The organism is Paenibacillus sp. J22P169, from assembly GCF_059691995.1.
In genome coordinates, this window is the sequence record NZ_JCAUAO010000012.1 from 1 (window position 1) to 13,215 (window position 13,215).

12 protein-coding genes, 8 tRNA genes and 1 rRNA gene are annotated in these 13,215 nt (G+C 45.4%); 18 read left to right on the forward strand and 3 right to left on the reverse strand.

Annotated elements, in window-relative coordinates:
- From AC58QG_RS31705 to AC58QG_RS31745, 9 genes are all read left to right on the forward strand, one after another.
- Positions 1-85: ribosomal RNA gene (locus tag AC58QG_RS31705) — 23S ribosomal RNA — on the forward strand; the annotation flags it as partial.
- Positions 86-163: 78 nt separating this feature from the next.
- Positions 164-255: transfer RNA gene (locus AC58QG_RS31710), tRNA-Ser, on the forward strand.
- A gap of 27 nt (positions 256-282) precedes the next feature.
- Positions 283-359, forward strand: a tRNA-Met gene (locus AC58QG_RS31715).
- Between the two features lie 20 nt (positions 360-379).
- Positions 380-455, forward strand: a tRNA-Val gene (locus AC58QG_RS31720).
- Positions 456-462: 7 nt separating this feature from the next.
- Positions 463-538 (forward strand) — tRNA-Thr (locus AC58QG_RS31725).
- A gap of 27 nt (positions 539-565) precedes the next feature.
- Positions 566-642 (forward strand) — tRNA-Asp (locus AC58QG_RS31730).
- Between the two features lie 43 nt (positions 643-685).
- Positions 686-758, forward strand: a tRNA-Phe gene (locus tag AC58QG_RS31735).
- Between the two features lie 44 nt (positions 759-802).
- Positions 803-884 (forward strand) — tRNA-Tyr (locus tag AC58QG_RS31740).
- Positions 885-894: 10 nt separating this feature from the next.
- Positions 895-967, forward strand: a tRNA-Lys gene (locus tag AC58QG_RS31745).
- 102 nt (positions 968-1,069) lie between these two features.
- Here the strand turns inward: AC58QG_RS31745 and AC58QG_RS31750 are convergent.
- From AC58QG_RS31750 to AC58QG_RS31760, 3 genes are read right to left on the reverse strand one after another with little or no spacing between them, the layout of a single operon-like run.
- Positions 1,070-1,369: an MTH1187 family thiamine-binding protein gene (locus AC58QG_RS31750; RefSeq protein WP_497366032.1), complete on the reverse strand. Its 300-nt coding sequence runs from the start codon at positions 1,367-1,369 to the stop codon at positions 1,070-1,072.
- Between the two features lie 48 nt (positions 1,370-1,417).
- Positions 1,418-2,980 carry a GMC family oxidoreductase gene (locus tag AC58QG_RS31755; RefSeq protein WP_497366033.1) on the reverse strand — a complete coding sequence of 521 codons (1,563 nt, stop codon included), beginning with the start codon at positions 2,978-2,980 and terminating at the stop codon, positions 1,418-1,420.
- A complete protein-coding gene (locus tag AC58QG_RS31760) occupies positions 2,977-3,573 on the reverse strand; it encodes a gluconate 2-dehydrogenase subunit 3 family protein (RefSeq protein ID WP_497366034.1) in 597 nt (198 codons plus the stop codon). The genes AC58QG_RS31755 and AC58QG_RS31760 overlap by 4 nt, the downstream gene beginning before the upstream one ends.
- A gap of 276 nt (positions 3,574-3,849) precedes the next feature.
- On the opposite strand from AC58QG_RS31760, the gene AC58QG_RS31765 reads away from it, so the two are divergent.
- The 9 genes from AC58QG_RS31765 to AC58QG_RS31805 all read left to right on the forward strand — a co-directional run bounded on the left by AC58QG_RS31765 (position 3,850) and on the right by AC58QG_RS31805 (position 13,194).
- A complete protein-coding gene (locus AC58QG_RS31765) occupies positions 3,850-4,701 on the forward strand; it encodes an NlpC/P60 family protein (RefSeq protein WP_497366035.1) in 852 nt (283 codons plus the stop codon).
- A gap of 141 nt (positions 4,702-4,842) precedes the next feature.
- Positions 4,843-5,958, forward strand: a complete 1,116-nt coding sequence (locus AC58QG_RS31770) for a PucR family transcriptional regulator (RefSeq protein WP_497366036.1) — start codon at positions 4,843-4,845, stop codon at positions 5,956-5,958.
- 112 nt (positions 5,959-6,070) lie between these two features.
- Complete coding sequence (locus tag AC58QG_RS31775; protein WP_497366037.1) at positions 6,071-7,201, forward strand: ABC transporter ATP-binding protein; 1,131 nt, start codon at positions 6,071-6,073, stop codon at positions 7,199-7,201.
- A gap of 170 nt (positions 7,202-7,371) precedes the next feature.
- Positions 7,372-8,313, forward strand: a complete 942-nt coding sequence (hprK, locus tag AC58QG_RS31780; RefSeq protein ID WP_436233550.1) for an HPr(Ser) kinase/phosphatase — start codon at positions 7,372-7,374, stop codon at positions 8,311-8,313.
- Positions 8,314-8,465: 152 nt separating this feature from the next.
- Entirely contained in the window at positions 8,466-9,440 is a 975-nt protein-coding gene (gene lgt / locus AC58QG_RS31785; protein ID WP_497366038.1) for a prolipoprotein diacylglyceryl transferase, read from the forward strand.
- The gene (ppaX, locus tag AC58QG_RS31790) at positions 9,418-10,077 is read left to right on the forward strand and encodes a pyrophosphatase PpaX (protein ID WP_497366039.1); all 660 of its coding nucleotides are present in this window, start codon (positions 9,418-9,420) and stop codon (positions 10,075-10,077) included. Before lgt ends, ppaX begins: the two co-directional genes overlap by 23 nt.
- Positions 10,074-10,562: an acyltransferase gene (locus AC58QG_RS31795; RefSeq protein ID WP_497366040.1), complete on the forward strand. Its 489-nt coding sequence runs from the start codon at positions 10,074-10,076 to the stop codon at positions 10,560-10,562. Before ppaX ends, AC58QG_RS31795 begins: the two co-directional genes overlap by 4 nt.
- Before the next feature lie 192 nt (positions 10,563-10,754).
- A complete protein-coding gene (locus AC58QG_RS31800; protein WP_497366041.1) occupies positions 10,755-11,699 on the forward strand; it encodes a peptidoglycan-binding domain-containing protein in 945 nt (314 codons plus the stop codon).
- Between the two features lie 313 nt (positions 11,700-12,012).
- Complete coding sequence (locus AC58QG_RS31805; RefSeq protein WP_497366042.1) at positions 12,013-13,194, forward strand: ATP phosphoribosyltransferase regulatory subunit; 1,182 nt, start codon at positions 12,013-12,015, stop codon at positions 13,192-13,194.
- Positions 13,195-13,215: the final 21 nt, after the last annotated feature.

Below are 13,215 nucleotides of genomic sequence, written 5' to 3' on the forward strand. Positions count from 1 at the left end.
GTAGACGACGAGGTTGATAGGTTCGAGGTGGAAGTGCGGCAACGTATGCAGCTGACGAATACTAATCGGTCGAGGGCTTAACCAAAATTCCTAAGTAAGTACTTTACGTGAGTTTCGTATCTAGTTTTCAGGGAATACTATTCCTGAATCGTATATATATCTTGGAGAGATACCCAAGTGGCTATAAGGGGACCCTCTGCTAAGGGGTTAGACTGCGTAAGCGGTGCGAGGGTTCGAATCCCTCTCTCTCCGCCAGTTCCAAATATATATACACTTTTATGTGGCGGCGTAGCTCAGCTGGCTAGAGCGTACGGTTCATACCCGTAAGGTCGGGGGTTCGAGCCCCTCTGCCGCTACCATAAAACCAAAAACACCAGATGGAGGCTTAGCTCAGCTGGGAGAGCATCTGCCTTACAAGCAGAGGGTCGGCGGTTCGATCCCGTCAGCCTCCACCATATTTACGCCGTTGTAGCTCAACTGGTAGAGCAACTGACTTGTAATCAGTAGGTTGGGGGTTCAAGTCCTCTCGACGGCACCATTTTTGTGGTTTACCTTTTTGTAGCATGGAGCTGTGGTGTAGTGGCCTAACATGCCTGCCTGTCACGCAGGAGACCGCGGGTTCGAATCCCGTCAGCTCCGCCATTTCTTTTACAATTAATGTAGGACATGCTATAAATAATCGTTTGGCTTTGTAGCTCAGTCGGTAGAGCAGAGGACTGAAAATCCTCGTGTCGGCGGTTCGATTCCGTCCAAAGCCATTGAGATGGTTGTATTGCTTAGGCAGTACGGGTATCTCGTATCTGGAGGCTTAGTGAAGTGGCTAAACACGGCAGACTGTAAATCTGCTCTCTTCGAGTTCGGTGGTTCGAATCCATCAGCCTCCATTTTCCCTACGAGTCATTAGCTCAGTTGGTAGAGCACCTGACTTTTAATCAGGGTGTCGTAGGTTCGAATCCTACATGACTCACTTTTATAAGCAAACACACAAGACCGAATGGTCTTTTTTTGTTTTTAGGCTATAAGAAAAAGCATCCCTATAATAAGGATGCTTTTTTATATGCAGTTCTGTTCAGAGCTTGTCTGCGACAGACTGCATTTTTTGTTCCATAGAGGCGGGCTTGTCGCGGCGATCATCGATTTTGATGGACGTGGATACACGCGCAGCACCATGCAAGAAAGGTACCTCGTGGACGGCACGTATGACCTCGAGTAGGCGATCTAATGGGCCTTCCAGAATGGTGCCCATGGGTGTCATTTGGAAGCGGATATCGACGTGTCGCTCTAATTCTTTATGAAGGTCAGCGACATAGCCGCTCAGGCTGGTTGTGGCTGTTCCGATGGGGATGATCGTAAATTCAGCAATGGCCAATGGGAGTACAGCTCCTTCCTTTTATATACTTACTAGTAAGGATAACAATCAGGAGCTGGCAAGGTCAATGATGTAATCGGCTGTTCGTGCGGCTAGAGCCATAACAGTAAGCGTCGGGTTGCCTCCACTGGAGGTGACAAATAAGCTAGCATCGCAAATGAACAAGTTGGGTATGTCATGACTTTGACCATATGAGTTCACCACGGATGTCGTGGGATCATTCCCCATTCGGCAACCACCCATCAGATGTTGTGTATCAGGAACGGTGTAGGTGATCTCGCCGCCAGCAGCACGGAGGATAAGCTTCATATTTTCAACCGCATGATCAAGGAGTTTCAGATCGTTATCACAGTAATTGAAGGTCAGGGAAGCCATAGGCATGCCAAACTGATCTTTTTCCTCGGAAAGTGCGACGTGATTATTCCAAGCGGGCAGAACCTCTCCAACCATTTTGAGACGACCATAGAAGTTGTAATCTTGCATAGCTTGTCTGAAGGACGAGCCCCATAAAGGAGCCTCAGTAGCCTTGCGAATGCCTTCTGCCATCTCAATTGGCCTTGAGCCATGCGCATGTATGGTATATCCACGGACAAAGCCTCTGCGAGGATCTGTCTCATAGAAATCTTGGGTAGATGCTAGCACGGGTGTTCCTTTGTACAATCGGACTTCCTCTTCGAATTTGGCATAAACGTCGTTGCTGCTATGCGTCATAATCGCTCGGCCTACCCATCCGCTGGAATTAGCTAATCCATCGGGGAACTGAGGTGTGGCGGAATGAAGCAGCAAACGAGGTGTTTCCACCACATGCGCGCAGAGGATAACGGTTTTGGCCCGTTGCCGATAGGTCGTGCCTTCGTAGACAAAGAGAACCCCGCAAGCATGTCCATAATCATTAACTTCGATTTGTGTGACTCTGCAGTCTGCAAGAATTTCAGCTCCAGCTTGAACCGCTTTAGGGATATGTACAACCAAGGTGCTAAATTTCGCGTTAGGCATACAGCCTTGAAGACAGAACCCCCGATTGGTACAGGCAGAGCGCCCTTCTAACGGCTTAGAGAGAATAGCTAATGGTGTAGGTGCGGATTGAATTCCAAGGGATTTGCAGCCTTTGTGAAATAAGACAGCATTAGGGCTAAGCGAATCTAGCTCTGGAAAGGGATATGGACCCTGAAAGTTTCCCCAAGGGAAATGCTTAGGGCCGGATACGGAGATTTCTTTTTCGATTCGCGTGTAATAAGGCTCCAGGTCTTTGTAATGAATGGGCCAGTCTTCTCCAACGCCATCAATAGCCTTTGTTTTGAAATCAGATTCATGAAATCGCAGAAAAACGCCAGTAAAGTTCTGAGTGCCCCCGCCAATCCCCATGCCTGATTGATGCTTACCTGTAACGAATGGCTGAGCAGCATCGACAAGGCGCGTATCCTCCCAAGCTAATCGTTTCATACTGAGCTCGTCACTGGCAAAATCCCTCTTTGGATCACGCCAAGGCCCTGCATCAATGACCACTACACCGAGTCCGGCTTCGCTGAGCTCTTTGGCTAGAACGCCCCCAGCAGCACCTGCTCCAACGATGACAATATCCACGGTTTCATCTTCATAGCGCCACTTCATGATCGTTTCACAGCCTCCCAAGACTCTAATTGACCAGGACTGTTAAGTGAGTATCCGCGTGGATAAGCAGGTCCTCCGAAACCAATTTCGGACCAAACCAAAGGATGAGCATAGTAAGCTTCAACACTCAGTTGAAGAAGCTTCTGAAATAAGATTTTCTGGGGGATGCCATCCCAATTTTTCGTTGGTGGATAGCTATCGTTGCTGATTTGAAGCATAATGCTGCGTTGGTTCGTTTCATCTAATTGAAAGAAAGGCTGACTATTCGCGATCCATCCCGTTTCGTCAATCGCTTTAAGACCTTGACGTAAAAGAATTCGAATCGGAGGCGTGCCCACTTTTCGTTGTCCTTCACCTTTATTGTCCGATAATACCTGATCGATATGGTTAATAACGTATTGAATGATTTCTCCGCGATGATCGTCCATAAGCAGTGAACACCAGGCCCGAAGATTTTCAGCTTCAACGAATGTTAAATAGCCATAATCATGTTCACGAACAAGCCGAGCAGTCACAATGGATCTGGTATGTACATCCCATTCCTTGTTTTCTTCCATGACATCAAAAGTTGGATAATGATTATGTTCTTTCATGCTTATCACCTCCACAGCTAGCGAGAATAAAAACTCAAAAAGTGTTACTACAATTATTTCCAAATCCACGGAGAATATGATGGTGGCCAATAGGATGTTGAATTCATCACGAAATGAAGGAATTGGCACCATTGCCAATGTCATGGATGTTAGGAAATATTTTAGGAATGAAAGTCTTTTCATTACCATGGTAATCTTGTACTAGTAACTGAGAAGTTTTCCATATTACCCAATTCACCTAATTCACCCAAGAGAGCATGTACAGGAGGATATACAATGTTAAAGAGTCTTGCACACCGCACACTAGGAATCACTGCTGCGATCACAATCGCATTATCAGCAACAACTGCTGTTTCCGCGTATGCCGCGAATGATGATATGGATGCCGTTTCTTTGGCCAAAAAAATGGTTGGTGTAGATTACTCCAAAAGTAATGAGAAACCATCTGCAGGGTTTGATTCGTCTGGACTGATCTATTATGTCTATGAAACGTTAAATTACACAGTGCCCAGAACATTAGCGGGTCAATTCAACATGAAATCAACGAAAATTACGAAAATAGATAAAGCTGAGCCAGGTGACATCTTGTTCTTTGGTAGTGGTTCAAAGCCAACATTTGCTGGGATCTATGTGGGTCAAGGCAAGATGGTCATGGCATCCCAGAGCAAAGACGAAGTTGTTACTCGCAATGTAAGTGAGCTTAAGGGCAGCTTTATTGGTGGAAGAAGTATTCTTTCAGCTAAGGATCGTTTGAAAGCCGAGTTAATCCTAACTGCACAGAAATACCTAGGAACGCCATATGTGTTTGGTGCCAAATACGGTCAGACTAAAACGATGGATTGCTCTTCTTTCACAAAAACAGTGTTTGCTGCATACGGAATTACACTGCCGCGTGTGTCTCGCGACCAAGCTAAGGAAGGTGTATTTGTTAGCAAAAGCAATTTGCAAACCGGGGACTTGGTTTTCTTTACAACGCCTGATTCAGGTAAAAACATTGGACATGTCGGTATTTATGTTGGTGACGGCATGATGATTCATACGTATGGTGAAGGTGGCGTCAAATTTACCTCGATTAATAAAGAATGGTGGGCAGATCACTATGTGACGGCTCGTCGTGTAATCAAATAGACCGTCTTACATAAGGGCCCTCTTGTCAATCTGGACAGGAGGGTTCCTTTCGATTCACAGGAATAGTCAGACATATGGTACAATTGGTACAATAGAGAGAAAAATATAGAAGATGCTATAGGCAATAAGGAGTGAAGGCAGATGATTTGGGAGCATGTCAAAGAGCGATTGGAAGCGGTTTTACAGTCGCCAATACAGATAAGCCTGATACCTGAGTCCGAATGGCACCAGCTTGTGGAGGATCAGGGAGAGCGCCACGAAGGATTTAGTCGAAGCGTTAACCGGAGCCAAGAAGTTCTTTTCTTTGTTTCTCAGGAGCATAAAGAGGTTCGTGTCCTGCAGATGGATGGGAGTAAGCTTACTACGTCAGAACGCAAACTCGTCGAACTTACGATTGAATCTAAGCAAACATTAGAGAAGAAGCAATTCGGCTCTTATCTGTCGGAAGATGAAAGAAAGTCTAACCAATTAAGAGAGTGGCTGCTGCAGCAAATGGAGCGTGGCACTAGCCATGCTGAGTTACCTGATGCGCTTGCCTCGCAATCGTCGTTGTATTCTACCAAAATTCCGCTACTGTTGTACGGGGACTATCCTCAGAATCAGCGAGTTTCCTATACGGAGCTTAAGAAGCTGTTGGAATCATTTTTCGAGGCGGAGATTATTCTGATTCCTTTACTGGAAAAGGAGTGGTTGATTTTAGCGCCAGAGGTCCTTATTACTAGCGGCAGCGAAGAACGTGATGGAGATGAGGAAGAAAGCGTTGAGCAAACGCTCGATGCACTAGGCTCAGGTTTATATGAGATGTTAGCGAATGAATGGGTAGGTGAATGCCACTTAGCGATAGATTTCCCTGTGAAGCCGGCGAAGTCTATGTTTGCCACCGTGCTTAAGCTGCGTGAGACCATTATGCTGGGCCGTTCCTTCCATGTAGGCAGCTTTATTCATTTGCGTTGGGAGCTTCGTCTAGAGAAATTGCTGCACCTTATTGAGGAAGAGGAGAAAACCGATTTCCTAGAGCAGGTGCTCCGCGGCACGGATCATGTGCTGGATAGTGAGACGGTAACGACGCTGGAGCATTTCTTCACACTAGACTGTAATGTCAGTGAAACAGCGAAGAAGCTGTATATTCATCGAAATACTTTATTATATCGGCTGGACAAGTTCAAGAACGAGACAGGACTGGATGTTAGAACGTTTAATCATGCAGTTTTGGTACGTTTGGCCTTGCTATTGTACAAAGTAACGAAAAGAAAGTGATTTTTTTGTAGGGATTGTGCATAGTCAGTCCGCCGTTCGTAGGGTAAGATGTGTATATAGAAATGTTGATAAATAAAGCATTTGAACGATAAATTGTAGGGGGAATGAAATCATGGCAGGCGTACGTTTAAATCATATCGTTAAAAGATATTCTGGTGCAGAAGAATCAACAGTTAAAGATTTCCATCTTGAAGTTGCTGATAAAGAGTTCGTAGTACTTGTTGGTGCATCCGGTTGCGGAAAATCCACAACTCTTCGTATGATCGCAGGCTTAGAGGAAATCACTGAAGGTGAACTTTACATCGGAGACCGCCTTGTAAATGACGTAGCTCCAAAAGATCGCGATATCGCGATGGTATTCCAATCCTACGCTCTTTATCCGCATATGACTGTTTATCAAAACATGGCATTCGGATTGAAACTTCGTAAATTCAAGAAAGCTGATATCGATGCTCGTGTTCGCGAAGCAGCGAAAATTCTAGATATCGTTCACTTGCTTGATCGTAAGCCAAAAGCTCTTTCCGGTGGTCAACGTCAACGTGTTGCCTTGGGTCGTGCGATTGTTCGTGAGCCACAAGTATTCTTAATGGATGAGCCGCTTTCCAACTTGGATGCGAAACTTCGTGTACAAATGCGTGCGGAAATCACAAAACTTACAAAACGTCTTGGTGTTACAACAATCTACGTAACGCATGACCAAATCGAAGCTATGACAATGGGTGATCGTATCGTTGTTATGGATAAAGGTATTATTCAACAAGCTGCTACACCAGAAGAAATCTACAACTTCCCAGTTAATATGTTCGTTGCTGGATTCATTGGATCCCCATCCATGAACTTCATGTCCGGAACATTGACATCTGAAGGTGGCGGAATTTTCTTCAAAGCAGGTTCCGTAAATGTAGAAGTTCCAGCTGGTAAAGCACAAGTTCTAAAAGACAAAGGATTTGTTGGCAAAGAAGTGATTCTGGGAGTTCGTCCAGAAGATATTCACGAAGAGCCAGTATTCTTGGAAGCTTCCCCGAACACAGTATTCAACGTTAACGTTGAATTGACTGAGAATTTGGGTCACGAAATGTACTTGTACTTGAACGGTATCGGCGCTAACACTGTAATCGCTCGTGTTGACGGTCGTTCCGGAATCAAAGAAGGTACAAACGTTAAATTGGCACTAGACATGAACAAAGTTCATTTCTTCGATAAAGAATCAACACTTTCCATCTTGGTTAACCCAAACCTATAGGATTGTACTGAAAGGCCAGCCGTTATCGGCTGGTTTTTTTGTTTATTTTGAGCTTCAAGAACACAGTAGTTGATTTCAATTAGGTATTCCATTACGATGAAACTATTGGAAGCCTGCGTGCTACAAGGGCAAGCACATGGTACATAAGCAAATTCGAAGGAGTTAGGACAATGGCCAAAAAGGTAAAGGTTTCCGAAATGATGGAACAGCTACATATGGAAGTGTTAGCAGGTGAAGGCGGGTTAAAGCGTCCGATTACAACAGGGGACCTGTATCGTCCTGGTCTTGAGATGGCTGGGTATTTCAATTACCATCCCAAAGAGCGTATTCAAATGCTGGGAAAAACAGAAATAACGTTTATAGAAATGTTGACGACTGGCGTTCGAAGAAATCGGGTTGAGCAGCTATGTGCCCCTGAAGAAACGCCATGTATTATTGTAACGCGAGGACTTGACGTTCCCGTTGAATTGCTCGAAGAGGCGACCAAACGTGATCTGCCGGTGCTTCGTACACAGCTTTCAACGACGATTTTCGCAAGTCGATTAACAGGCTTTCTCGAAAACAAGCTTGCTCCTAGCACGACCATTCATGGCGTACTTGTTGATGTGTATGGGGTAGGTATGTTGATTACTGGAAGCAGTGGGATCGGGAAAAGTGAAACAGCCCTTGAGCTTGTGAAAAGAGGACACCGACTCATAGCGGATGATGCAGTAGAAATAAGGCAAAATGGAGATAAAGTGTTGACGGGTAATGCGCCAGAGCTGATTCGACATTTGCTGGAGATCCGCGGCGTAGGTATCATTAATGTCATGACGTTATTCGGCGCAGGCGCGATTCGTAATGTGAAGAAGATCTCGGTAGTGGTTAAATTGGAAAATTGGCAGCAAGAGAAGCAATATGATCGTTTGGGCTTGGATGAGGAGTTAACACGAATTATTGACACCGATTTGCCGCTCGTTACGATACCCGTACGACCAGGCCGAAACTTAGCGGTCATCGTAGAGGTTGCGGCGATGAATTATCGCTTAAAACGTATGGGCTACAATGCGGCGCTGCAGTTTACGAATAAATTGACGGAATCGTTGAATGAAGATTTTGAGGATTTTGATTGACCACATAGGAAAGTATAAGTTTTCGGTTCCTGAAAACCGCTTTCCTATTGGCGATAAAACCAACATTTGAACGAGGTAGCTCATCCATGAATGGCCTCGATAAAGGTTTTCTCATAGCTCGTGTAGGGCTCATAAACTAAGGGAGTGAAACTATGTTAGAAAGTGTTGCGTTCTCCCTCGGACCGATTCATGTCCGATGGTATGGCATTATTTTAGGTACAGCAGCATTAATAGGTTTAATGTTGGCAATCAGAGAAGGAAAGCGATTCAAAATCGTGCCAGACTTCTTCATGGATTTATTGTTAATTGGGGTTCCTTCTGCCATTATTGGGGCTAGAATTTATTATGTTGCCTTCCAATGGGCTGATTATAAGGACAATTTATGGGAAGTATTCATGATATGGCACGGTGGGATTGCGATTTATGGCGCACTGATTGGTGCTATTATCGGTACATCATTCTACATTCGGGCGAAGGGATATAATTTCTTCCGTATTGCCGATATTCTAGCGCCAGGTCTGATTGTCGGACAAGCGATCGGCCGTTGGGGTAATTTCATGAATCAAGAGGCTCACGGGGGCCCTGTAGAGGAGTCATTTCTGAGAGATAGCCTGCATTTGCCGAACTTTATCGTGAATCAAATGAACATTGAAGGTACGTTTTACCACCCAGCGTTTCTGTATGAGTCGATTTGGAGTTTTGCAGGGCTGTTAGTTTTATTCTGGCTTCGCCGTAGACCTTTCTTAAGGGCAGGCGAGCTATTTCTAAGTTATTTCATCTGGTATTCCATTGGCCGTTTCTTCATTGAAGGGATCCGTACTGACAGCTTGGACATCACGGGACCAGGTTGGTTAGCTTCATTGATGAATGCGTTATGGTCACCTATGAAAGTCGTGTTTGAACCAGGTGTGCTGACGTATGGAGGGAATATTCGATTCTCCCAACTGCTTGCACTGCTGATTGTCATTGCAGCCGTGACTATGATAATTATTAGAAGGAAAAAAGGTTACTCGGATATGCGGTATTCGGATCCGATTGAATCGACGCTAGCGCTGGATAAAAACAAAGTAATTAAAGAGGAAGAGACAGATAAAGGAGTTAACTATGATTCAAACCGTACTATTTGATTTGGATGGCACGATTGTCGATACGAATGAGTTGATTGTGCAATCGTTCTTGCATAGCTTGGAGGGCGAAACGCCGGAGCCTGTTAGTCGGGAGCTGATTATTCCCAATATGGGGCGTCCGTTAGTGGAGCAGATGGAGTTTTTTACAGGGAGAAAAGAAGTTGAAGCACTCATTACAAAATATCGTACGTTCAATTTAGCGAAGCACGATGAACTTGTGAAAGAATTTCCGAACGTGCGTACGGTAATGGCGAAGCTTCATGAAAAAGGTATCAAAATCGGTATCGTGACAAGTAAAATCAGACTTACTACACTGATGGGACTTAAACTTTGTGGGTTAGATGCTTTCGTCAGCGTTATTGTGACAGTGGATGATGTAAAAGAGCCAAAGCCGAGTCCTGAGGGCATCTTTGCAGCGCTTAAAGAACTAGGGAGCTCAGCTGAAGAAACAATGATGGTAGGCGATAGCCATTATGATATTGAGGCTGCTCAGAACGCAGGAGTTACTTCTGTCGGTGTATCCTGGTCTTGGAAGGGGCGCTCCTATTTAGAGCAGTACAACCCGGATCATATTGTCGGTGATATGTTTGATCTGTTGCCGTTAGTTGGGATATCGTCGGATGTGAAGGCTGATTGAGGCAGACAGAGAAGTATCCAGTAGACGGCCCGAACGCACTATGGCAAATTTACCAAACCGTAAGTAAGTGGAAGGCAATGCGAAATTTCATCTTTATTCAAATCACGCGATATTCGCCTTCCTTGCGTTTGAAAAACTGGATTTATCGTCGTATGCTAGGAATGACGGTTGGTGAGCACTCGGCATTTGCCTTAATGGTGATGGTGGATGTGTTTTTTCCAGAGAGGATTCATGTTGGAAGTAATACGATCATTGGCTATAATACGACGATTCTGGCGCATGAGTATTTAACGAAGGAATATCGGCTAGGCGACGTACGGATTGGATCCCACGTAATGGTTGGGGCTAATACCACAATTCTACCTGGTGTGACAATTGGTGATTACGCGATTATTGGCGCGGGCTCCATTGTTCATAAGGACGTGGCCCCACATAGTTTTGTGGCGGGCAACCCGATGCAGGTTATTCGATCGGGCAGTGCGTAATAGATAGATGATAGTTACGGTGGGCTCAACGTCTTATGATGTTGGGTCCATTTTGTTGTTGTGCTTGGAAAACGAACGCTATGATTTCATCACTTGTTATAACAGAATTTCAAGAAAACGACTAATAAAAATGACAGATTGGGAATAGTAAAGACGCAGTGAAATTATAGGTAAAGGGAAGGTGTCGGTTAAGTGCAGCAATGGAATCGTAGTAAAAACGTAGATGTGAAAAAAGGTAACTTTGGATGGTCTATAAGAAAGCGTGTTGGTACAGCAGTGCTAGCGCTCATGCTGCTTTTAGCCTTGCCAACCACGAGTTTGGCCGTAGGTAAGCCAGCAAATGGACCAGATGTTTTCGTTATCCAAGGGATGCTGAAATCACTGGGTAGCTATTCTGGTGATATTAACGGTTACTACGATGATGCGACAGTTCAGGGTGTCAAATATTTTCAAAAAAAACATGGATTGCCGGTAACTGGTGCGGTTGATAATCGTACACTCGAGTCGATTACCTATGGCTATCTGAAACTTAAAGGTGTTGGTCAAGGCCGCGGTAAAGGCGGAGGCAAGGGACAAGGTGGCGGTAATGGCGGAGGCGGAGGCCAAGGTCAGGGCGGCGGTAATGGCATTGGCGGAGGCAAGGGCCAAGGTGGCGGTAATGGCATTGGCGGAGACCAAGGTCAAGGCGGCGGTAATGGCATTGGTGGAGGCCAAGGTCAAGGCGACGGTAATGGCATTGGTGGAGGCAAGGGTCAGGGTGGCGGTAATGGCGGAGGCGGAGGCCAAGGTCAAGGCGGTGGTAATGGCATTGGCGGAGGCAAGGGTCAAGGTGGCGGTAAAGTCGAAGGTGGAGGAAACGGCGGAGGCCAACAAGGGCCAAGTGCGACTCAAACACCGGGGCCAAACGGTGGAGCAACGCCAGCACCTAACGGTGGAGCAACGCCAGCACCAAATGGTAATGGTAACGGTAACGGTAATGGAAATGGTCAAAACGGACAAAAACCTATGCCAAATGGAAATGGAAACGGAAATGGTCAATATCAGTCACCAAATGGCAACGGTAATGGTAATGGGCTGAATGGAAGTCAAGCGCCGAATGGCGGCAAAACACCCAATGGGCCAGTAGAGGAAGATTAATCAGTTCTAGTTAGACATTTTGAAGAAGGCATGCTGCCTCGACAGCATGCCTTTTTACTTCTTCGAATACAGTTGACGCGGAATGGGTTAATATGCCATTCTTAAATCGAATTTCATAAATGAATGGTGTCAAATATAATCTGCAAAATGAGGCGCTGCACAGGACGTTGATGATTGACGCTCTTTAGGATACGTGTTAAAATAGCCGTACATTCTTTATTTTGGTAGTATGGTAGCACGTTAACGCACTAAAGCGATTCGAGATATGATAAATAAAGATAACGATTATACTCCTACTTATTGAGGTGAGACGGTGTCGAAGCCAAAAGTATTTGAAAAGCCGTTAGGCGCGAAAGATTATTTGCCTGATGCGGTTACGAAACTCAGAAATATAGAATTCCGTGTATTGGCCTGTATGGGACGCTGGGGTTACAACCAGATTATTACACCTACACTTGAATATTACGATACAGTTGGCGTTGCAAGCTCCACAGAGGATAAGAAGCTGTTTAAGCTCCTAGATCGCAAGGGGAAAACGCTCGTTTTGCGTTCAGAACTAACGGCTCCTATTGCGCGTGTAGCTTCTTCGCTTTTAAAGGAACAAGCATTTCCACTCCGTCTTTCTTATCATTCGAATGTTTTTCGTTCGATTGAAGAAGAAGCGGGCCGGGATTCAGAGTTCTATCAGACTGGTGTTGAACTGATCGGTGATGAGTCATCAGAAGCTGATGCAGAGGTTGTGGCACTCGCGATTGCTTCACTGCAGGCAGCTGGCGTAGAGAAATTCAAGATCGCACTTGGTCATGTTGGTTTTCTGAATGGATTATTCCAAGAAACATTGGACGGGCGCACAGAGGCTCAGCTTGCCTTGAAAGAGCATTTGCTTAGCCGTGATTACGTAGGGTACCGGGAAGCTATTAAGACACTATCCCTAGCGCCTGATGTTGAGCGTGAGCTAAATGGTGTGCTTAGGCTTCGTGGCGGTGACGAGATCTGCGAGCAAGCTCGGATGGTTTCTCAGCATCCAATTGCTCAGGATGCGATTCGACATCTTTGTGAAGTCTGGGATGTTCTGAAGGCGTATGGCGTGAGTGAGCATGTTGTGATTGATTTAACGATGATTGGAGATTTCTCCTACTATACAGGCATGACGTTCGAAGGGTATGCGGCTGATTTGGGCTTCCCTGTTTGTAGCGGAGGTCGTTACGATAACTTGCTGAGTCAGTTTGGACGTCCAGCGCCAGCGACAGGATTCGCGCTCAAAACGAATCGAATCCTTGAAGTAATAGGTAAGGAGCAGGTGAAGCAACCGAGACGTGTGCTCATTGCCTACGATGCTGAGCATCGTGAGGAAGCATTGCAGCTTGCTAAGACTATGCGAAACGATGAAACTGATGAGGCGATTGTGGTTATCACACAACTTATTACGAATGCTCAGACCAATGATCTGGATAAAGCGGGATATGCCGAAGTCATTAAGTTAATAGCGGAATAACCTCTCAGCGAGATGAGGGAA

What these genes read in the sequence shown, in the direction of transcription:
- hprK (WP_436233550.1), top strand. Translation starts at nt 7,372, where the DNA reads ATGGCCAAAAAGGTAAAGGTTTCCGAAATGATGGAACAGCTACATATG.
- ppaX (WP_497366039.1), top strand. Translation starts at nt 9,418, where the DNA reads ATGATTCAAACCGTACTATTTGATTTGGATGGCACGATTGTCGATACG.
- lgt (WP_497366038.1), top strand. Translation starts at nt 8,466, where the DNA reads ATGTTAGAAAGTGTTGCGTTCTCCCTCGGACCGATTCATGTCCGATGG.
- AC58QG_RS31770 (WP_497366036.1), top strand. Translation starts at nt 4,843, where the DNA reads ATGATTTGGGAGCATGTCAAAGAGCGATTGGAAGCGGTTTTACAGTCG.
- AC58QG_RS31765 (WP_497366035.1), top strand. Translation starts at nt 3,850, where the DNA reads ATGTTAAAGAGTCTTGCACACCGCACACTAGGAATCACTGCTGCGATC.
- AC58QG_RS31760 (WP_497366034.1), bottom strand. Translation starts at nt 3,573, where the DNA reads ATGAAAGAACATAATCATTATCCAACTTTTGATGTCATGGAAGAAAAC.
- AC58QG_RS31755 (WP_497366033.1), bottom strand. Translation starts at nt 2,980, where the DNA reads ATGAAGTGGCGCTATGAAGATGAAACCGTGGATATTGTCATCGTTGGA.
- AC58QG_RS31775 (WP_497366037.1), top strand. Translation starts at nt 6,071, where the DNA reads ATGGCAGGCGTACGTTTAAATCATATCGTTAAAAGATATTCTGGTGCA.